Below are 19,948 nucleotides of genomic sequence, written 5' to 3'. Positions count from 1 at the left end.
CGCGGCCCGGGCGGGCCTCAGGCGTCGATGCGCTCCCGGTCGACCTCGGCGGCAGACCCGATGATGAAGTCCTTCCGGGGGGCCACCTCGTTGCCCATGAGCAGCTCGAAGGTGCGCTCGGCAGCCTCGAGGTCCCGCATGGTGACCCGGCGGAGGGTGCGATGCCGCGGGTCCATCGTCGTGTCGGCCAGCTGGTCCGCGTTCATCTCGCCCAGGCCCTTGTAACGCTGCATCGGCTGCTTGATCTTCTTGCCGCCCTTCTCCAACCGGGCGACGGTGCGACGCATCTCGAGCTCGTTGTACGTGTAGATGTACTCCTTCTTCTTGGCCCCTGCATTGATGACCTCGATCCGGTGCAGGGGCGGCATGGCCGCGTAGACGCGTCCGGCCTCGACGAGTGGGCGCATGTACCGGAAGAAGAGCGTCAGCAGCAGGGTGCGGATGTGGGCGCCGTCGACGTCAGCGTCGGTCATGATGATGACCTTGCCGTAGCGGGCGGCGCCGAGGTCGAAGCTGCGCCCCGAGCCGGCCCCGATCACCTGGATGATCGAGGCGCACTCGGCGTTCTTGAGCATGTCGGAGACGGATGCCTTCTGGACGTTGAGGATCTTGCCGCGGATCGGCAGCAGCGCCTGGAACTCGGAGCTGCGGGCCTCCTTGGCCGTCCCCATCGCGGAGTCGCCCTCGACGATGAACAGCTCGGAGCGGTCGACGTCGGTCGTGCGGCAGTCCCGCAGCTTGGTCGGCAGCGTGGAGCTCTCCAAGGCGTTCTTGCGACGCTGGGTCTCCTTGTGCAAGCGCGCGCTGATGCGCGACTTCATCTCGGAGACGACCTTCTCGAGCAGCAGCGCCGACTGTGCCTTGTCGCCCCGCTTGGTCGAGGTGAGGCGCGCCGTCAGCTCGGTCTCGACGACGCGGGCGACGATCGCCCGGACCGCGTTGGTCCCGAGGACCTCCTTGGTCTGCCCCTCGAACTGCGGCTCCGCGAGCCGCACCGTCACCACAGCGGTCATGCCGGCGAGCACGTCATCCTTCTCCGGCTTGTCGTTGCCGACCTTGAGCCGCCGCCCGTTGACCTCGAGCTGTCGCCGGAAGACCTTCAACAGCGCCTGCTCGAAGCCGGCCACGTGCGTCCCGCCCTTGGGCGTCGTGATGATGTTGACGAAGGACTGCATCCGCACGTCGTAGCCCTGGCCCCAGCGCAGCGCGACGTCGACAACACACTCGCGCTCGAGCTCCGTGGGCGTCATGTGCCCCTCGTTGTCGAGAATCGGCACGGTCTCCTTGAAGGTGCCGGCGCCCTCGAGTCGCCACACGTCGGTGACCGCCGCGTCGGGGGCGAGGAACTCGACGAACTCGGCGATGCCCCCGTCGTGGTGGAACTCCTCCAGGGCCGGGCCCTCCGCTGCCGCCGTCCCCGGGAGACCGCGCTCGTCCCGGATGACGAGCCGAAGGCCGGGGACGAGGAACGAGGTCTGGCGGGCCCGCGCGACGAGCGCGTCGTAGTCGAGCACGGCGCCCTTGAGGAAGATGTGCGGGTCGGGCCAGAAGCGGACCCGCGATCCGGTGACTCCGCGCTTGGCCTTGCCGATGACCGGTAGCGTGCTGCGCTTCTGGTACGGAGCGAACCCGGCCTCCGGCGAGTGGGTCGGTCCCGTGTCGGTGAACACACCGGGCTCACCCCTCCGGAAGCTCATGCCGTAGGTCTTGCCGCCCCGGTCGACCTCGACGTCGAGGCGAGCGGACAGCGCGTTGACGACCGAGGCACCCACGCCGTGGAGTCCCCCGGTGGCGGCGTAGGACGTGCCGCCGAACTTGCCGCCGGCGTGCAGCTTGGTGAAGACGAGCTCGACCCCCGACAGGCCGGTCCGCGGCTCGATGTCGACCGGGATGCCGCGACCGTTGTCGCGGACCTCGATGGATCCGTCCTTGGCGAGGATCACCTCGATGTGGTCACAGACCCCCGCGAGCGCCTCGTCGACCGCGTTGTCGATGATCTCCCAGAGGCAGTGCATGAGGCCACGCTGGTCGGTGGAGCCGACGTACATGCCGGGCCGCTTTCGCACCGCCTCGAGTCCTTCGAGGACCTGCAGGTGGCGTGCGGTGTAGTCACCGTTGCCGTTCGGCGCTGGGCGGGAGGCGGAGGCCAAGGTGCGTGATCACTCTCTCGATGGTGCGGCGGGCCGGTCGTCGTGGTCGGCACCGGAAGCCTAACGACCCGAGCCGATGATGCCGGGCAGGCTCGCGGCGGGCACCCGAAGTGGGTAGAGGTACGTAACGATCCGGGCTTCGCGCGGGTCAGGGCGCCCGGCCTCCCCCTCGGGAAGGAATCGGCATGGTTCACTGTTGGAACATCCAGACGCACGGCAGAAGGGTGATGGAGCCCGGACGGGGCAACGGAATTCTTTGGTCGCGCGTCTTGGTCTATGACAGGGTTCAGTTTCGGCTGAACCCCTAGAGGGTGGAAAGAAGGCGAGCATGATGACCACAGCACTGGCAACCGAACTGACCGCGTCCGACCGGTGCGACCGCTGCGGGGCCCAGGCGTACATCCGTGCCCGTCTCGTTTCCGGTGGGGAGCTGCTCTTCTGTGCGCACCACGGCCGTCAGCACCTTCCCGCACTCATGGACCAGGCCATCGACATCCATGATGAGAGCGATCGCCTCCACGACACGTCGACCACGGTGGACGAGCGCTGATCTGCCGCGGCCGCGACCTGAGCTGGCGCCCCCTGGCGTGAGCCGGATCACGTGATCACGGCCACGAACGTCCTGGTCCTGCTCGCCATGCTGGTGGGCACGGTGGGAATCGTCCTTCCCGTCCTTCCCGGCTTGTTCGTCGTTTGGGCGGCAACCCTCCTCTGGGCGGTCGAGATGCACTCGACCGCGGGGTGGGCGGTCTTCTGGATCGCCACCGCGATCTACGCGCTGGGCCTCGTGACCCAGTACCTCGTCCCCGCACGCCGGATGCGGGCGACGGGCGTCGACACCACGATCATCGCCCTGGCCCTGGTCGCGGCCGTCATCGGCCTGTTCGTCATCCCGTTGCTCGGGGCGCCGATCGCATTCGTCGGGGCCGTCTACGTGATGGAGCGGGTGAAGCGTGGGACCCACGCGGGCGCCTGGGCCGCGACGCGGCACGCGATACGCGCGGTCATGCTGAGCATGGGGATCGAGCTGCTGACGGCGCTGCTCATCATCATCACGTGGGTCGTGGGTGTCGTCGTGACGAGCCCGTAGCCGCGCCTGGTCGTGCCGAGGGGGAAGCCCTCATTCATGCCGTATGCCGCTGGGTCAGCGGGTGCGACGGTGTCCTACCACTGGTCGTGGCGACGCTTGTCCCAGCGTTCCTCGAGCCGATCCATGAAGGTGCCGGACTTGCCGCCCGGGGCACGTCCCTTGGCGCCCTTGCGCGGGGTGGCCACACCGTCCGGACCGACCGAGCCGAGCGCCGGCTTGGCCGGAGTGATGGCCCACACGATGCCGGCCACCATCGCTGCGAACCCGACCGCACCGAGCCAGATGCTCGAGCTCATCGCCGCGAAGACGATCAGGGCCAGGCCGACGATTCCCGCAGCGACGCCAGTGACGATGCGTCCTCGACCCAGTCCCCGCGACTTCGTCTTCTCGATCCGCGAAGCAAATCGCGGGTCCTCGGCGTAGAGGGCCTCCTCCATCTGGTGGAGGAGTGCCTCCTCGTGATCCGAGAGTGCCACCTGGCACCTCCCTGTCCTGCGGTGTTGTCGACTCCACCCGGTTACGACTGCCTGTCGTAGCGGGTTCTCCTCTTCAGGATAGGTCCCGCGGCGCGTCCTGTGAACTGGTAGGCCCGTACCCAGCGTGGCGATCCGATATCAGGCTCGCCGGCCGCACGGCCCCAGCGCCGAAACGGGCACTGGCACGGTCCACCGCCCGGTCGGCCTCGCGCCACCCGTGTTCGGGCTCGTCCAGTGTTGACTGGATCGGTGCAGCCGTGGCCGGGACGAGGCCCTCGAGCCTGACGCCCACGAGCCGGATGCGTGCTCGCTGCAGTCCGAGCCGATCGAACAGCTCCCGGGCAGTGGCGAAGATCTCACGAGAGACGTCCGTGTGATGGCGCAGGGTCTTGGCTCTCGTGATGGTCGTGAAGTCCGAGAACCGGACCTTGATGGAGATGGTCCGACCGGCCATTCCCGCCGACCTGGCCCGCGCAGCGGTCCGATCCGAGAGGCGGAGCAGCTCTCGGTGGATGCGGACGGGGTCGTCGATGTCGTGCGCGAACGTCTCGTCTGCCCCGATCGACTTCTCGCGCCGCTCCGGGACGACGGTCCGCGGGTCCCGCCCCCAGGCCAGATCGTGCAGATTCCGGCCGGCGACATCCCCGAGGGCGCGCTGGAGGGTCTCGAGAGGGGTGTGCGCCAGATCCGCCACCGTCCGCAACCCGAGGCGATGCAGATGCTCCTCCGTCTTGTCGCCCACACCCCAGATGGCGCCGACGGGCAGCTGATGGAGGAACGAGACGGTCTCGTCTCGCGGGACCACGATGAGCCCGTCCGGCTTGGCCAGCGCCGAGGCGAGCTTGGCCACGAACTTCGTCGAGGCGACACCGACGGAGCAGGTGATCCCCTGCTCGTCGGCGATCGTGTCCCGCAGCCGCTCGGCGATCCGGGTCGGTGGCCCGAGGCGGCGTACGGCACCAGACACGTCGAGGAAGGCCTCGTCGAGGGACAGCGGCTCGACGTGCTCCGTGACGGCGGCGAAGGTGGCCATGACCGCGTCGGAGATCGCTGCGTAGCGCCGGTGGTCCGGCGCGATGACGACCGCCTGCGGGCAGAGCCGGCGGGCCCGGGCCATGGGCATGGCCGAGGTGACCCCGAAGGCCCGCGCCTCGTAGGTTGCGGAGAGCACGACCGATCGACCGCCGGCACCGCCGATGATGACCGGTTTGCCGCGTAGGTCCGGTCGGGAGATGAGGGATGCGGACGCGTAGAAGGCGTCCATGTCGACGTGGAGGATCGTGCAGCCGGTGTCGTCGGGCGGCCCCTCCTCGGTGCGCGAGGGCGCGGTGAACTGGCGTCGGCTCATGTGTCGTCCACCACCTGACCCGCCACCTCACGACCGGGCCGGCGTGCGAGGTCAGTCGCGGCGGGCGACGAGGTGCAGTCCATTTCCGAGCGTGCGCAGGAACTCACGCCCCGGCGCGGCCACGAGGAGCTCGTCGAGCTCGGCGAGCGCAGCCCGGTCGGCGTCGGAGTCGACGAGAGATGCGGGGACGAGGTGCCCGAGGATGTTGGTCCCGCGGACCTGGGCCATGGTGAGGCCGGCGTCGGTGAGCAGCTCCTCGACCTGGTCGAGATCGAAGCGCCTCGGCAACGGGTCGCTGCGGCCCCAGCGTCCGTCGGCATCGGTGAGCGCGGCCCGCGCCTGGGCGAACTCGCCGGCGATGGCCTTGGCGAAGACGACCGCGAGGCGACCCGCCACGAGCAGCGAGAGGGTGCCGCCGGGGCGCAGCGCGTCCGAGATGGCGCGGAGGGTGGCCGTGGGGTCGTCGACGAACTCGAGGACGCCGTGGCAGCAGACGAGGTCGAACCGGTGCCCGGCGAGCACGCTCGCGAGGGCGTCGCCGTCACCCTGGATCGAGGTGAGGTTGTCGTGGACACCGGCCTCACGGGCCCGCCGCGCGAGGGCAGCGAGCGCATCCGGGCTCGGATCGACGACGGTGACGCGGTGGCCCTCCTCGGCAAGGGGGACGGCAACGCCTCCGGTGCCACCACCGAGATCGAGCACGTCGAGCTGGCGGCCGATGATGCGCGCCTCCTCGTCCGCGTGAGCCCGCACCGATGAGACGACGGCGGATGGACGGGCCCCGGCACGGCGCTGCGGCTGCTGCTCGTCTGGCACGGCGTCCTCCGGGTCTGGCGGCACGGTTGTGGCACGTTCACCCTAGTGCCCTGCGCTTCCCGGACTCGCGTGCCACAGCTTGCGCGGTGGCCCTTCTGGCAGGTCCGAGGGCACGAGCCCCGATGCGCTCGCGGCGCTCCGGAAGTCGCGGACGTCGGTCCCGGCGGGACGGATGTCGGCGTAGGGGGACTGCTTGAAGCCGGAGGCGTGGACGAGCACGCGACGCCCGGCAGGAGTCTCGCCGACCCCGAGGGGGCGGGGTGGCCGGCCGGCGCCCCGATCGATCTCACCGCTCTCCTGGTCGACGTCCTGGCTGTCGAGGGCGCCCGCTCGTTCCCAGGCGAGGCGGTCAGCCGCCTCGACTGCGTCACGTACGGCGGCGATCCCGCCCGCGGTCCAGGCGTCCTGTAGGGCGCTCAGCTCCCAGGCACCGGTTGCGCGGATCGACACTCCCTTGGGGCCGGTGCGTCGCACGATGCCGCGGCACAGCAGCAGCCATGAGTGGAAGACCGTCGAGGCGTAGGGCCCCTGCACGTCCTCGAAGAAGGTGAGGTCAACCGGACCGGTTGCGTCGTCGAGGGTGAGGAAGACGACGCGGTGGCCGGAGCGGATCGGCGGCGTCTGGGTCGCAACCTTGACCCCCGCGACCCAGACCTCCCGGCCGCTCCGACCGGACAGCAGCCCGTCCGCCCGGGTCACCCCCAGCGCGTCGAGCATCGGGACGTAGAAGTCGACGATGTGACCGCTGGCATCGAGGCCGAGCACCTCGAGCTCCGCGCGCACCCGCTCCGGGCCGGTCATCTCGGGCAGGCCGCTCGTTGCGGTGAGCCGGGGCATGTCCCCGAGGTCGAGTGCCAGCTGGACCGGCACGTGGGACGGCACGGCGGCCGGCCCTTGGGACTGCGCCGCGGCCAGTGCCCGGATGTCGCCTGACTCGGACACCGAGGTGACCCGTCCCCGAGGTGACCCTCCGTGGGTTCCTCCGTGGGTTGCGGTGCGAACGCCCTGCGCGGTGGGGCTGCGGCGCGCTGCGGCACGGGCCGCGCCTCGCGTCGACCGGCGCTGGGACGCGGACCAGCGATCGAGCTCGGCGACGTGCAGGAGCAGGTCCCGCCGGGTCACCCGGCCGCGACGGCCCAACCCGCTGCGGAACCCGGCCACACCACGTCGGCCTGATCCGCCCGTGCCTGATCCGCCCGTGCCTGATCCGCCCGTGCCTGCCCGGCCCATGATGGGGCCACCCGTGACGATGTCGTGGATCGAGTCGAAGGCGCCGGCCAGGACGAGACGCTCCGCCACCGGCCGGGACACGTGGGCACGCTGCCAGAAGTCGGAGAGGCTGGAGTACGGCTGGCCGGCGACGATGCTCGCGACCTCGAGGTCGGTGATGCCGTGCACGTCCGCCAGCGCGAGCCGGATCGCCTCCGCGCCGTCTTCCGTGCGCTCGAAGCGGTACTCCCCCGTCGAGACGTTGACGTCGAGCCCGAGGACCGTGATGCCGAAGGCCCGAGCATCATCGAGGATGAGCCGCTTGGGATACATGCCCGGGTCATGGGTCAGGACCCCCGCGAGGAAGGCGGCCGGATGGTGGGTCTTGAGCCACGCAGACTGGTACGTCGGCAGGGCGAAGGCGGCGGCGTGCGCCTTGCAGAAGCCGAAGGAGGCGAAGGCCTTGAGGACGTCCCAGATCCGGTCGACGTCAGCCGGGTCGTAGCCCCGGGCCAGGGCCGCAGGTCGCCACCACTTCTCGACCTCGTCCTGCCCCGCCGGTGACCCCAGTGCCCGGCGGACCTCGTCAGCCTCGGCGAGGGTCACCCCGGTCGTCTCGGCGACGAGCTCCAGGACCTGCTCGTGGAAGACGACGACCCCCTCCGTCTCCTGGAGTGCGGGCACGAGCGACGGGTGGAGGTAGGCGGGTTCCTTCCAGCCCTGCCTCGCGTTGAGGAAGGGGATGATCATGTCGCTCTTGACCGGCCCCGGCCGGAAGAGGGAGATGTCGATGATGATGTCCTCGAAGGTCTGCGGCCCGAACTTGCCGATGAGCTCGCGCTGACCCGGGCTCTCGATCTGGAAGCAGCCGAGGGTGCGGGTCGACCGGATCAGCTCGAAGGTCGGCTCGTCGTCGAAGGGCACCTGGGTCTCGTCGTCGAGGTCGATCCCTGCCCCATCGACTCGCTCCACCTCCGCCACTGCGTGGGCCATCGCGGACTGCATCCGGATGCCGAGTACGTCGAGCTTGAGCAGGCCCATCGCCTCGACGTCGTCCTTGTCGAACTGGCTCATCGGGAAGCCGAGCCAGCTCGCCTCGACCGGGGTCCGGTCGAGCAGCCCCGAGTCGGACAGGATGACCCCGCACGGGTGCAGGGCGATGTGGCGCGGCAGGCCGTCGAGCCGCTCGACGATGTCGTACATCAGCTGGAGTCGCGGCACGTCCAGGCCGCTCGCGCGCAGCTCGGGCAGCTCGGCGAGGGCGTTGCGGACGTTGCGGGCGGCGATGTGCGGGAACGCCTTCGCCATCGCGTCGATCTCCTGTGGCGGCAGGCCGAGGGCCGCACCGGCGTCGCGGATCGCGTGGCGCACGCGATAGGTGTCCATCATCGACACGCACGTGACCCGTTCGCCGCCGAAGTGACCGAGGATCCGCTCGTAGATCTCGGTCCGGCGCGCGGACTCGACGTCGATGTCGATGTCGGGCAGCTCGGCCCGCAACGGCGAGCAGAAGCGCTCCATGAGCAGGCCGTGGCGCATCGGGTCGACCCCTGAGATGCCGAGCAGGTAGTTGACCACCGAGCCGGCTCCTGACCCGCGCGCCGCGACCCGGACCTTCATCTCCCGGATGAGATCGCAGACCTGCGCCACGGTGAGGAAGTACGTCGCATAGCCGAGTGTCTCGATGACGTCCAGCTCGTCCTCGAGCCGCTCGCTGACGGCCGCGAGCTGCGCGCCCGTGCGGTCGGGATAGCAGGTCGCGATCGACTCGCGGCACCGCCGTGCCAGGACGGCCTGCGGACTGATTCCCTCACGGATGCCGAGCACGTCGGGCTCGGGGAGGTGGACCGAGCCGATCCCGAGGTCCGCGCGTGGGTCCTGGATGCACTCGGTCGCGATCGTCGTCGTCCGCGCGATGAGCTCGGCAGCCCGCTGCCGGGCCAGCGCACCTCCGCCGACGAGGCCGGGGCCGGAGACCTGGACGACGTCACGCGCCAGCGCGTGCATGACCGGGGTCGGCGAGAGGTGTCCCGCCGTCGTCACCCGGTCGAGGTGACGCGCGTCGAGGGCGACCAGGCGGCGTGCCGCATCGAGGACGTCGACGATGGCGGCATCCTGGGGATCGGCGTGCCGGACCGCTGCGGTGATCACCGTCGGCACTCCGAGCTCCGTGGCCAGCGCGAGCATCCGACCGGCCTGCCCGAGGCTGCCGGGCAGGTGCTCAGGGCCACCGTGGCAGACGATCTCGACGACGAGCCCGTCCCTCGGCAGCAGCTCGCGCCATCGCTCGAGAGCGGCCCGGGCGAGGGACTGCTTCCGGGCGAGCACCGCACGGCCGACGTCCGAGTCCGGGCCGAGGAGCACGACCAGCCGGGACGGCTCAGCCGCGTCGGCCGCGTCCGCATGGGCAGCGCCGGAAGGGCCGGAAGGGCCGGCAGCGCCCGAAGCTCGGGAGTGCTCGGCGAGCAGGCGTGCGGTGACCACCGGGTTGCCGCGTTCGCCGCTCAGGTGGGTGTCCGTGACGAGACGGCAGAGCGCAGCCCATCCGGCGCCCGGGGCCAGGCCGGTGCGGCTCCCTCGGGCCAGGACGGTCACCCTGGGCAGACGCGGGTCGACGAGGGCGCCACCTCGCACCGGAGTTCGCCCTCGGGCGGCGCCGCGAGCTCCTCCGCCCTGCGCTCCGGGATAGCGGCGCGGCTCGATCGGGTCCGGGCCGAGGGCGAGGTCGACCCCGAGGATCGGGCCGACTCCCCGCTCCATGCAGGCCGTGACGAACTTGACCGCACCGTAGAGCCCGTCGCGGTCGGTGAGCGCTAGCGCTGGCTGGCCGAAGGCGACGGCCCGATCGACGAGCTGCTCCGGCTTGGCCGTGCCGTATCGCATCGAGTAGCCCGACGCGACGTGCAGGTGGACGAAGCTGTCGGTCATCGGACCGGCGGCGCCCCGCGGAGCGGCGTGGTCAGCTCGGGCAGCGGCACGGTGATCGGGACCCCGAGGATGCCCTGGACGATCTCGAGGAACATCTCCGCCTGACGGAGCAGGTCATCCGCCTCGCGGGCTGGGATCCACCCACCCCGGTCGATGATCGACCGGTGGGCGGAGCAGGCGGCGAAGAAGGCCGCCCACTCCGCCAGCTCGGGGGCGATCCCGGGCAGGACCTGCCAGACGCTCCGTGGCCGGGACCGCGGAGACGGCGTCGTCCGTGCCGCCACGAGAGCGGCCGCAGCACGCAGCGCCCCCAGGTGAGCATCCCGGTAGCGCTCTGAGGCATCCGCGGTGCGGCATGCCTCCTCGAGAGTGGTCCTGGACCGGCCGAGGAGGTCGAGCACCGCGGTGGGCACCGGCGGCCGGGGAAACGCCGTCGCGCTGGATGCGAGGGTCATCGTGGAGCTCCTTGCGTGTCGTGTCGTCAGTCGGCGACCCGGACGAGCGACCATCGGTCACCCTGGGCCGACTCGTCGTGGGCCAGGTCGTAGACCCCGGGTGCGAACGACCAGCCCGGGCTCGCCTCGACGCGCCACATCTGCTGCTCGCTCGCCGCTGCGGCGATCGAGCTCCCCGGCACGACGTCTGCCTCCTCGGCGTCGAGTGCGTCCCGCCACCAGGCGCGCCGCTCGCGCCACTGCGAGAGGACGTCACGCACGACGTAGAGTCGGCCGCGCCAGATGAAGGCCTCCGGACGCTCCGGCTCCCCCACCCGGACCTCGACTGGATCACTGAACCTGCGCACCACGACACGTCTCCTTCGGGACACACGCCGAGGCGGGGGAACACGACCCGGGACGATTCCGCTGCTCCACCGCGGACGTCCGAACACCCTGCCGACGACTGATCTGGCTACCATTACTTCTCGAACATCTGTTCGATGGTCCAAGCCTAGCCCCGGCCACCGACAGCCTGTCAAGCAGCCACCGAGCCCCGGTCACCGGCCCCCCGTCAACGCCTCTCGCTACCGTGGCACCCATGACCGACACGCGCCGACCGGCGCTGCTCGACCACCCCTCCGTCGCGCGGGTGCGGGCGGCACTCTCACCCGCCGGAGTGACCGGCGAGGTCGTCGTCCTCGACGAGGCCGCACGCACCGCCGCCCAGGCCGCCGCCGCTCTTCGCACCTCCGTGGCGGCGATCGCCAACTCGCTCGTCTTCGTCGCGACGACGACGGACGGCACTCAGGTCCCCCTCCTCGTCCTGGCATCAGGCGGGCACCGCGTGGACACCGACCACCTGGCCGAACTCGCCGGCTACGCGAGCATCGGCAAGGCGGACGCCGAGTTCGTTCGCGCCACAACGGGGTTCGCCATCGGTGGCGTCGCCCCAGTCGGCCACGCCTCCGCGGTGACGACGCTCGTCGACGCCTCGCTCGCCGACCACGAGACCGTCTGGGCCGCAGCCGGGCACCCCCACACCGTCTTCCCGACGACGCACGACGAGCTCGTCCGGATCACCGGCGGTCGCTCCGTCACCGTGCGCCCACCTGGCTGAGAGCCCAGCCACCCCGAGCACGTTCGGCGCGCGCCAGACCGAGCTGAGCGGCATACTGCATCAATCGGACAAACTGAGTATTCGTGCTCACGTCACCCGACGTCGGCCCGGGCACAGTGGCAGCGCGGGCTCGGTCCGCGAACGGAGGGTTGCAGGGGTGCTGTCCGCTCGTGGATCGGGCCCTTCGGCGTGGGCCGCCAGGCTCAGAGGTTGCCGAAGACCTCGAGCGTCGCCGACGACCGGTTCATGGTGATGAAGTGGATCCCGGGCGCGCCCTCGTCGAGCAGGCGGCGCCCGGACTCGGTGGCGATCGCCAGCCCCTCCTGGCGCACGGCATCGGCGTCGTCGCCGTGCCGCTCGAGGCGGTCCGTCACGGCCCTCGGCATCGGCTGCCCCGCCAGCTCGGCCATGCGAACCACCTGCCGGGCATTGGTGATCGGCATGAGTCCCGGGACGACCGGCAGCCGCGAGCCACGCCGTGCGAGCTCGTCGCGCAGGCGCAGGTAGTTGTCCACGTCGAAGACCATCTGGGTGATCGCGAACTCCGCGCCCTGCTGCTCCTTGCGGATCAGGGTCGCCACGTCCGCCTCGAGGGTCCGCGACTCCGGATGTCCGTCCGGGAAGGCAGCGACGCCGACGGTGAAGTCGCCGAGTCCCTTGATGACGCGGACGAGCTCGTCTGCGTGGTTGAGGCCCTGAGGATGTGCCACCCAGGGCTGGCCGAGTCCGCCTTGCGGGTCACCGCGGAGGGCGAGGATGTTCCGGACGCCTGCCGCCGCATAGGTGCCCACGACCTGGCGCAGCTCGGCCACCGAGTGCCCGACGCAGGTCAGGTGCGCCATCGGGGTCAGGGAGGTCTCCTGGAGCACCCGCTCGGTGAGACGGACCGTGCGGTCCCGGGTGCTGCCGCCGGCGCCGTACGTGATCGAGACGAAGCTCGGCGACACCTTCTCCAGGCGCCGGATGGCCTCCCAGAGCTGCTCGGCCGCAGCGTCGTCCTTGGGTGGGAAGAACTCGAAGCTGAACGTCGGCGTCGGAGCCTCGATCATCGCGACGAGAGACCGCGTGAAGCGTTCTGCGCGAGTCATCGAGGATGCGGTGCCGTGTGCCATGTCGCCACGATAGATCGGGCTGCCTCCCCGCGTGGCCCCGTGCCACGGATCGGTCATCCGCGCGGTTAGGCTGACGGCGACGTGCGGGACCTCCCGCGCGCCGACCGACGGAGGAGCCTGCGTGACCAGCCCAACCGACCTCGACGCCCTGCGCCGCCGGGTCCAGGAGGCGATCGACGCGCACATCGCCGCCGCCACGCTGGCCCTGTCCGAGGTGGGCGACGAGATCACCCCGCTCGTGGACGCCGTCTCGCGCCTGTTGACCGGAGGCAAGGGGTTGCGCGCCGGCTTCCTCTACTGGGGTTACCGGGCCGCGGGCGGGATGGACTCGGACGCCCTGGTCCGGCTCGCGGCGAGCATGGAGTTCTTCCAGGGAGCGGCGCTGCTGCACGACGACGTCATGGATCGCAGCGACATGCGGCGCGGCATGCCCTCGGCGCACCGTGCGGTCGCGGACCTGCACAGCTCGCGCGGCTGGGCCGGCGACGGTGCACGGTTCGGCGAGGGTGCGGCCATCCTCGCCGGCGACCTCTGCCTCACGTGGTGCGACGAGCTGTACTCGACGTGCGGACTGCCCGCCGAGGAGCTGGCCAGGGGTCGGGGCCTGTTCGACCTCATGCGCACGCAGCTGATGGGCGGTCAGTTCCTCGACCTCCTCGAATCCGCCCGCGGATGGGACGGGCTCGATCTGGATTCGCGAATTGCATCGGCACGCAATGTGATTCGTTACAAGAGCGCCAAGTACACCATCGAGCATCCGTTGCTCATCGGCGCTCGGGTCGGCGACGCTCCGACGTCGGCGCTCGGGCACCTGTCCGACTACGGCATGGCCCTCGGGGAGGCATTCCAGCTGCGCGACGACCTGCTCGGTGTCTTCGGGGATCCCGAGGCCACCGGGAAGCCGGCAGGAGACGACCTGCGCGAGGGCAAGCGCACCGTCCTCGTCGCCTTCGCGCTCCACCTCGCCGGAGACGCGGACCGTGCGGCGATCGAGGCACTCCTCGGCCGCGAGGACCTCGATGACGGCGGGATCGCCTGTCTCCGTAGCATCTTCACCAACAGCGGAGCCGTCGACCGGGTCGAGGAGATGATCGCGATGCGAGCCGACGAGGCTCGGGCGGCCCTGCACGAGGTGGGCCGGATCGGAGGTCTGGACACCGACGCGGTGGCGGTGCTGGCCGACCTCGTGGGTGTGAGTACCGCCCGACACGCCTGAAGGGTCCCCGCCGCTCCCCCGCTGCCTGACGAGCCGGGCGGACAGGTCGATGTGGCCATGACCGCGTGATAGCAGTTCTGCTACATTTCGCGGTATGAGTGCGGTATGAGTACTGCGGGTGAGCCGCCGATCGTCACCTGTCGCGGGCTGTCGATGGTCTACGGCGAGCACGTCGTCCTGGACGGCGTGGACCTCGAGATCCCACGCGGACAGGTCGTCACGCTGCTCGGGCCCAACGGTGCTGGCAAGACCACGACCGTGGAGATCCTCGAGGGCTTCCGCCGACGCAGCAGCGGCACGGTCGAGGTGCTGGGGGTCGATCCCGAGCACGCGCCCGAGGCCTGGCGCGCCCGCGTGGGCGTCGTGCTCCAGAGCTGGCGCGACCACGGGACATGGCGGGTCAGCGACCTGCTCGAGGTGATCGGCTCGTACTACGCCCCCTATGCCAGTCCGGAGGTACCTCGCCCCTGGGACACGGCCGAGCTGCTCGCCAGGGTAGGGCTCGCCGACCATTCGGGACAGCGCATCGACAAGCTGTCCGGCGGCCAGCGCCGCCGGCTCGACGTCGCCGTTGGCCTGGTCGGCCGCCCTGAGCTGCTCTTCCTCGACGAGCCCACGACGGGCCTCGACCCGGCCGGCCGCCGGGACGTCCACGACCTCCTCGCCGATCTGGCCGACCTCGACACGACGATCCTGATGACGACCCACGACCTCGCCGAGGCGGAGAAGGTCGCCGACCGCCTGCTCATCCTCGCCGGCGGATCGATTGTCGCCGACGGGAGTCCCGACGATCTGCGACTCCAGCTGTCCCGCTCCAGCGAGGTGCGCCTGCGCGACGTTGCCACCGGAGAGGTGACCGTTCACGCGGCGTCCGACCCGACCGCGTACCTGACCGAGGTCCTCACCGGCCGACCCAACGAGGTGCAGGTCGTCGAGGTGCGGGCAGCCTCCCTCGAGGACGTCTACCTCGAGATCGTGCAGCGGGCCGAGTCCGGTCAGGACATCGGGCCCCTCGCCCGTATTCAGGCGGTGGCTCGATGAGCGAGCCGAGGGTGACCAGCGCGGTGCTGCGAGCGGCCAGGCGGCAGGCCCGCACCAGCCTGATACGGAAGTACTCGACCGGCGCCGGTCTGGGCAACCTGCTCCTGCCCGGCATCCTGCTCGTCGTGTTGTGGTTCGTGCGCGACGCCGACTTCTCCGACGGGCTGGTGGCGGCGAGCGGATACGTCTTCAGCGGGTTCCTGGCCTTCGGTGTCGTGGCTGCCGCCGTGATGGGCGTCGCGGGTGAGCTGCAGACCGAGCGGGATGACGGCACGCTCCTGCGCGCCAAGGCGGTCCCGCACGGTATGGCAGGACACCTTCTGGCCAAGCTGCTCATCACTCCGGTGGACGCCCTGATCCCGATCGTCCCAGCGGTCGTCGGCGCCGCGGTCCTGCTGCCGGGGACGATGCCCGCAGAAACCGGCCGGTGGCTGCTCCTGCTCGTCGTCTTCCTGCTCACCGTGGCCGCGATGCTGCCGTGGGGGGCGGTGCTGGGGAGCGTGTTCCGGTCGATGGTCAGCTTCGCCTGGGCGATGATGGGCATCTACGCCCTGGCCGCACTCTCCGGGCTCTTCTTCCCCCTCGCCCTGCTGCCCACCTGGCTCCAGTGGCTCGCCCAGGCCACGCCGCTGTACTGGATCGGCGTGGCGTTCCGTTGGGTGCTCCTGCCCGACTCCGCGGCTGCGGCCGAGCTCGGCGGCGAGTGGCGCATCGGTCTGGCCCTGGTCGTGCTGGTCGCCTGGGCGGTCGTCGGGATGCTGGTGGCGCCGGCCCTGCTCCGGCGCATGGCACGCCGGCAGTCCGGCACCGTCGTGGCCGCCGCGCGCGAGCGAGTCCTCAACCGCGGGTACTGAGCCGATCGATGACACCGGCGCCCCAGTCCACCCCCGAGACGATCCACAACCGGATCGCGATGCTGCGCGTCGAACGCGGGATCACGCGCCGGGAGCTGGCGGACGGGCTGGGCGTGCACTACCAGACCGTCGGCTACCTGGAGCGGGGCGAGTACAGCCCCTCGCTCCACCTGGCTCTGCGCATCGCACGGTTCTTCGACGTACCCATCGAGGTCATCTTCTCGTTGCATCCGTTCCCTCGGATGGGCAGTGAGGCCCGGATCAGAAGGCGAGCTCCTGGGCGCGGCGCCTGATCTCCGTCTTGTGCCCCGCCCGAAGGGCGTCGATGGGCGCGCCCTCGACGGGCAGCGTCGGGTCGGGTGTGAACAGCCAGGCGATGATCTCGTCGTCGTTCATCCCACCGTCCGCCAGCACGGTGAAGGTGCCCTTGAGCTCCGGTCTCGGGCCGGACTCCATGAGGAACTTGGACGGGATCCCCACGACGTGACGCTCACCCACGCGCGAGGAGAGCACCTCACGATCGGCAAGGAACTGACGGATCCGGGACAGGGGCACGCCCAGGCGTTCGGCTGCATCGGGAACGGTGAGCCATTCGCCCACCAGCGCCTCGAGGTCGAGCGGCACCTCGGCCAGGTCCGCGGTGGTGCCGTCCGGGGTCTGCGATGGGGCGCTCTGCTCGGTCACGAGACCGAGTCTGCCACCCGCGAACCGGGCCGGCACCACGTCCTCCGCACCGCGGCGTGGGAGGTCCCGTCTCCCAGCTCACGGCCCAACCGAGTCGAATTACACGGATGTCATTTCCTTGAGATCTCAACGAATGGGATACAGTCACACCTGTCACATCTGGAACATCTGTAACACTGTTCTCGAACCAGTCCCATCAGTCCCGAGGATGCCATGCTTCCAGTCGACGTCGCCCAGCTCTCGCCGCCGGCCCAGGTTCTGTTCACCGAGCAGGCCGCCCGGACCTGGCGGACCGTCGTGGTAAGGCCGGGCGACACGCTGTGGGACCTGGCCCTGGCCAACCGCACGACACCAGCAGCGATCGTCGCCAAGAACCGGCTTCCCGCCGGGGGCGCGATGATCCACCCCGGCCAGCGGCTCCTCGTGCCCGGGGCAAAGACGCCACCGCGTGGGAAGACGTCCTCGCCACCTGCGGGGAGTGCGAACCGTCCTGCGAGTCGTCCTGCCAGCCACCCCGCGAACCGCCCGGTGAGCGGCCGGGTGCACGTGGTCCGCGCGGGCGACACCATGACCGGGATCGCCGCACGGTACGGCGTGGCTCTCACCACGCTGCTCGCAGCGAACCGCCAGGCCAACCCCGGGATGATCCACCCCGGCCAGCGGCTCCTCGTGCCCGCGGCCACGACGCCCGCGGGCGCGAAGACGTCGTCGCGACGCGCGGCTGCAGCGAACCGTCCTGCCAGCCACCCGGCGAACCGCCCCGCGGGCGGCCGGGTGCACGTGGTCCGCGCGGGCGACACCATGACCGGGATCGCCGCACGGTACGGCGTGGCCCTCACCACGCTGCTCGCAGCGAACCGCCAGGCCAACCCCGGGATGATCCACCCGGGCCAGCGCATCGTGGTGCCCGGCGCCCCTGCCCCGCGGGTGCCCACGTCGACGAGGCCGAGACCGACGAGTGAGAACACCTTCGCCGGCTACACCTACTCCGACGAGACGGTCCGCGCCGCTCGCAAGAACCGCGAGGCCCTCGCGACGGCACAGGTCCCCAGCCGGACCGAGCTGGCGGCAATGATCCGCCGGACCGCCGTGCGGCACGGGGTCGACCCCACGCTCGCCCTCGCCATCGGGTGGCAGGAGTCGGGCTGGAACCAGCGGGCCGTCTCCGTGGCCAACGCCATCGGCGCGATGCAGGTCATCCCGTCGTCGGGCGAGTGGGCCTCGGAGCTCGCCGGCCGTCGGCTCGACCTGCTCGACGCCCAGGACAACGTCACGGCAGGCGTCGTCATCCTGCGCGCACTCCGGTCCAGCGCCGACTCCGTCGAGGAGGCCGTCGCGGGGTACTACCAGGGTCTTCGGTCGGTCCGGACCAAGGGAATGTTCGCGGACACCAAGACGTATGTCGCCGCGGTGCAGGCGCACATGAAGTGGTTGTGACCTTCGTCGCCCCGGACCGCGCCCACCTCCGCAGGTTCGCCGTCCGCTGCCCGTAAACTCGCTGCGTGACGTCCAGTGTGGCGGACGCACTCGTCGGCAGGCTGATCGACGGGCGCTACCGCATCCTCTCGCACCTCGCAGACGGTGGCATGGCCTCCGTCTACGTGGCGATGGATGGACGCCTCGACCGCGAGGTCGCCCTCAAGATCATGCGCCCCGGGCTGGCGACCGACGCCGTGTCCGTCGAGCGCTTCCGCAGCGAGGCGCGGGCAGCAGCGCGGCTCAGCCATCCCAATGTCGTCGCCGTCTACGACCAGGGCGAGGACAGCGGTGACGTGTTCCTCGCCATGGAGCTCGTGCACGGCAAGACCCTGCGCGAGGTCATCTACGAGGAGGCCCCCTTCACCGCCCGGGAGGCGCTCGCCATCCTCGAGCCGGTCCTCGCGGCGCTCCGGGCGGCCCACACCGCGGGCATCATCCACCGTGACGTCAAGCCCGAGAACGTCCTCGTCCGCGCGGATGGCGAGATCAAGGTCGCTGACTTCGGCCTGGCCCGCGCCATCACCACCCAGACGGCCACGAGCCAGACCGGCGTCGTGTTGGGCACTGCCTCGTACCTCTCGCCCGAGCAAGTGGAGGGCGGCCAGGCCGACCAGCGCAGCGACGTCTACGCGGCGGGCCTGCTCCTCTTCGAGATGCTGACCGGGCGCAAGGCGATCACCGGTGACACCCCGATCCAGATCGCCTACCGGCACGTCCACCAAGGGGTTCCCCGACCGTCCTCGATCGTCTCCGCAGTCCCACCAGACCTCGACACCCTCGTGGCCCGGGCGACCGCACTGAACCCGGACGACCGTTTCCCGTCTGCGGCCGAGTTCCTCGGCACGATGCGATCGGTCCGGCGTGCGCTGACGGAAGGAGAGCTCGACCGCGTCCCCACCACCGCACCGCTGCCCATCGACAGCACCGCGCGGGCCGGCCGCGATGATCCTCACACCCCCGGCGACTCGGGCGACGCAGCCGCCCAACCGGGCACTCCTGCGCAAGGTGACGGCCGGCCGCCGCCGGTCCTCGAGACGACGGCTGCGCTGCCACTCCCCGACAGTCGATCTGAGGGAGAGACGCGCAGCTCGCGTCGGGCGGGGGCCCGGCCGCGCCGCTGGCCGTGGCTCGTCGCCGCCGCCCTCCTCGCCGTCGCCGGCACCGGCGGATGGTGGTTCACCGCGGGGCCCGGGGGGACGACGGTCGTCCCCAAGGCCGTCAGCCAGACCCTCGACGATGCAGCGACGGCCCTGGACGACGCCTCCCTGCGCTTCGAGTCGAGTGAGGCCTTCTCCGAGACGGTCGCCAAGGGCGCAGTCATCTCGATGCAGCCCGCCGCCGGCACGGAGGTGTCGAAACAGTCCCTTGTCCTGCTCGTCGTCTCCAAGGGACCCGAGCGCTACGACGTGCCGAAGCTCGTCGGCGCCAAGGCGTCGGCGCTCCGGGACGTCCTCGCGCCACTGACGCTGAGGAGCAAGTCCACGGAGGACTGGAGCGAGACGGTCCCGAAGGGCACGGTCATCTCCCAGCAACCCGCCCCGGGGACCGCTGTCAAGCGCGGCACCGTCATCGAGGTCGTCGTGTCTCAGGGGCGCCAGCCCATCGAGGTGCCGGACGTGCGCCAGCTCCCGATCGACCAGGCCATGGCGAAGCTCACCGAGGCCGGCCTCAAACCGGTCCGCGGCGAGGACGTCAACCACGACTCGATCCCGGCCGGCCACGTCGTCTCACAGCAGCCCGAGAACGGCACCCTCCTCCGCGGGGACGAGGTCACCGTGGTCGCCTCCAAGGGCCCGGTCATGGTCCAGGTGCCCGACCTGCTGGGCAAGCCCGTCCAAGAGGCGGAGGCGGCCCTGGCGACCCTCGGCTTCAAGGTCGAGGTCCAGCGACCGCTCGGCACGTTCTTCGAGCTCGTCCGCGAACAGAGCGTGCCCGGCGGACAGCCAGCGCCGCAGGGCAGCACGATCGTCCTCACCGTGGTCTGACGCCGC

The 19,948-nt window shown here is 70.8% G+C and carries 18 protein-coding genes; 9 read left to right on the top strand and 9 right to left on the bottom strand.

The genetic code is table 11. The features are described 5' to 3' along the window. Positions 1-17: 17 nt before the first annotated feature. Positions 18-2,150, bottom strand: a complete 2,133-nt coding sequence (locus ABF401_RS07130; RefSeq protein ID WP_353508846.1) for a DNA gyrase/topoisomerase IV subunit B — start codon at positions 2,148-2,150, stop codon at positions 18-20. Positions 2,151-2,481: 331 nt separating this feature from the next. Here ABF401_RS07130 and ABF401_RS07125 point away from each other — a divergent pair, with 331 nt between their 5' ends. Both ABF401_RS07125 and ABF401_RS07120 read left to right on the top strand, forming a co-directional pair. Continuing rightward, the gene (locus tag ABF401_RS07125) at positions 2,482-2,700 is read left to right on the top strand and encodes a DUF7455 domain-containing protein (RefSeq protein ID WP_353509000.1); all 219 of its coding nucleotides are present in this window, start codon (positions 2,482-2,484) and stop codon (positions 2,698-2,700) included. 51 nt (positions 2,701-2,751) lie between these two features. Continuing rightward, positions 2,752-3,240: a DUF456 domain-containing protein gene (locus ABF401_RS07120; RefSeq protein ID WP_353508845.1), complete on the top strand. Its 489-nt coding sequence runs from the start codon at positions 2,752-2,754 to the stop codon at positions 3,238-3,240. Between the two features lie 74 nt (positions 3,241-3,314). Here the strand turns inward: ABF401_RS07120 and ABF401_RS07115 are convergent, their stop codons facing one another. The 6 genes from ABF401_RS07115 to ABF401_RS07090 form a co-directional block, all read right to left on the bottom strand. Beyond that, on the bottom strand, positions 3,315-3,716 hold the full coding sequence (locus ABF401_RS07115; protein WP_353508844.1) for an SCO2097 family morphological protein: 402 nt from the start codon (positions 3,714-3,716) through the stop codon (positions 3,315-3,317). A gap of 73 nt (positions 3,717-3,789) precedes the next feature. Next, positions 3,790-5,064, bottom strand: coding sequence for a DNA polymerase IV (gene dinB, locus ABF401_RS07110; protein ID WP_353508843.1), 1,275 nt, complete (start codon positions 5,062-5,064; stop codon positions 3,790-3,792). Positions 5,065-5,115: 51 nt separating this feature from the next. Next, positions 5,116-5,904, bottom strand: a complete 789-nt coding sequence (locus ABF401_RS07105; protein ID WP_353508842.1) for a class I SAM-dependent methyltransferase — start codon at positions 5,902-5,904, stop codon at positions 5,116-5,118. Positions 5,905-5,922: 18 nt separating this feature from the next. After that, complete coding sequence (locus ABF401_RS07100) at positions 5,923-10,017, bottom strand: DNA polymerase III subunit alpha (protein ID WP_353508841.1); 4,095 nt, start codon at positions 10,015-10,017, stop codon at positions 5,923-5,925. Beyond that, positions 10,014-10,472, bottom strand: a complete 459-nt coding sequence (locus tag ABF401_RS07095) for an SAV_6107 family HEPN domain-containing protein (protein ID WP_353508840.1) — start codon at positions 10,470-10,472, stop codon at positions 10,014-10,016. Before ABF401_RS07095 ends, ABF401_RS07100 begins: the two co-directional genes overlap by 4 nt. A 26-nt stretch (positions 10,473-10,498) precedes the next feature. Beyond that, positions 10,499-10,822: a DUF6504 family protein gene (locus ABF401_RS07090; protein ID WP_353508839.1), complete on the bottom strand. Its 324-nt coding sequence runs from the start codon at positions 10,820-10,822 to the stop codon at positions 10,499-10,501. Between the two features lie 230 nt (positions 10,823-11,052). Here ABF401_RS07090 and ABF401_RS07085 point away from each other — a divergent pair, with 230 nt between their 5' ends. Beyond that, positions 11,053-11,571: a YbaK/EbsC family protein gene (locus tag ABF401_RS07085; RefSeq protein WP_353508838.1), complete on the top strand. Its 519-nt coding sequence runs from the start codon at positions 11,053-11,055 to the stop codon at positions 11,569-11,571. A gap of 203 nt (positions 11,572-11,774) precedes the next feature. Here ABF401_RS07085 and metF read toward each other — a convergent pair whose 3' ends face one another. Then, positions 11,775-12,683: a methylenetetrahydrofolate reductase [NAD(P)H] gene (gene metF, locus ABF401_RS07080; RefSeq protein WP_353508837.1), complete on the bottom strand. Its 909-nt coding sequence runs from the start codon at positions 12,681-12,683 to the stop codon at positions 11,775-11,777. 121 nt (positions 12,684-12,804) lie between these two features. Between metF and ABF401_RS07075 the strand changes: the two genes are divergently transcribed. From ABF401_RS07075 to ABF401_RS07060, 4 genes are all read left to right on the top strand, one after another. Next, positions 12,805-13,899, top strand: coding sequence for a polyprenyl synthetase family protein (locus ABF401_RS07075; protein WP_353508836.1), 1,095 nt, complete (start codon positions 12,805-12,807; stop codon positions 13,897-13,899). Between the two features lie 105 nt (positions 13,900-14,004). Then, complete coding sequence (locus ABF401_RS07070; RefSeq protein WP_353508835.1) at positions 14,005-14,940, top strand: ABC transporter ATP-binding protein; 936 nt, start codon at positions 14,005-14,007, stop codon at positions 14,938-14,940. Then, positions 14,937-15,794: an ABC transporter permease gene (locus tag ABF401_RS07065; protein ID WP_353508834.1), complete on the top strand. Its 858-nt coding sequence runs from the start codon at positions 14,937-14,939 to the stop codon at positions 15,792-15,794. The genes ABF401_RS07070 and ABF401_RS07065 overlap by 4 nt, the downstream gene beginning before the upstream one ends. An 8-nt stretch (positions 15,795-15,802) precedes the next feature. Next, positions 15,803-16,087 carry a helix-turn-helix transcriptional regulator gene (locus tag ABF401_RS07060; RefSeq protein ID WP_353508833.1) on the top strand — a complete coding sequence of 95 codons (285 nt, stop codon included), beginning with the start codon at positions 15,803-15,805 and terminating at the stop codon, positions 16,085-16,087. Here ABF401_RS07060 and ABF401_RS07055 read toward each other — a convergent pair. Next, a complete protein-coding gene (locus tag ABF401_RS07055) occupies positions 16,056-16,427 on the bottom strand; it encodes an Rv2175c family DNA-binding protein (RefSeq protein ID WP_353508999.1) in 372 nt (123 codons plus the stop codon). The two genes, ABF401_RS07060 and ABF401_RS07055, sit on opposite strands and share 32 nt — an antisense overlap. A gap of 264 nt (positions 16,428-16,691) precedes the next feature. Here ABF401_RS07055 and ABF401_RS07050 point away from each other — a divergent pair, with 264 nt between their 5' ends. Further along, on the top strand, positions 16,692-17,915 hold the full coding sequence (locus ABF401_RS07050) for a LysM peptidoglycan-binding domain-containing protein (protein WP_353508832.1): 1,224 nt from the start codon (positions 16,692-16,694) through the stop codon (positions 17,913-17,915). 65 nt (positions 17,916-17,980) lie between these two features. Further along, entirely contained in the window at positions 17,981-19,942 is a 1,962-nt protein-coding gene (pknB, locus tag ABF401_RS07045; RefSeq protein ID WP_353508831.1) for a Stk1 family PASTA domain-containing Ser/Thr kinase, read from the top strand. Positions 19,943-19,948 lie beyond the last annotated feature (6 nt).

The organism is Intrasporangium sp. (assembly GCF_040414665.1).
GTDB lineage: Bacteria > Actinomycetota > Actinomycetes > Actinomycetales > Dermatophilaceae > Intrasporangium.
The sequence above is the reverse complement of the archived record's forward strand: the minus strand, read 5'-3'. Positions and strand labels throughout refer to the sequence as shown.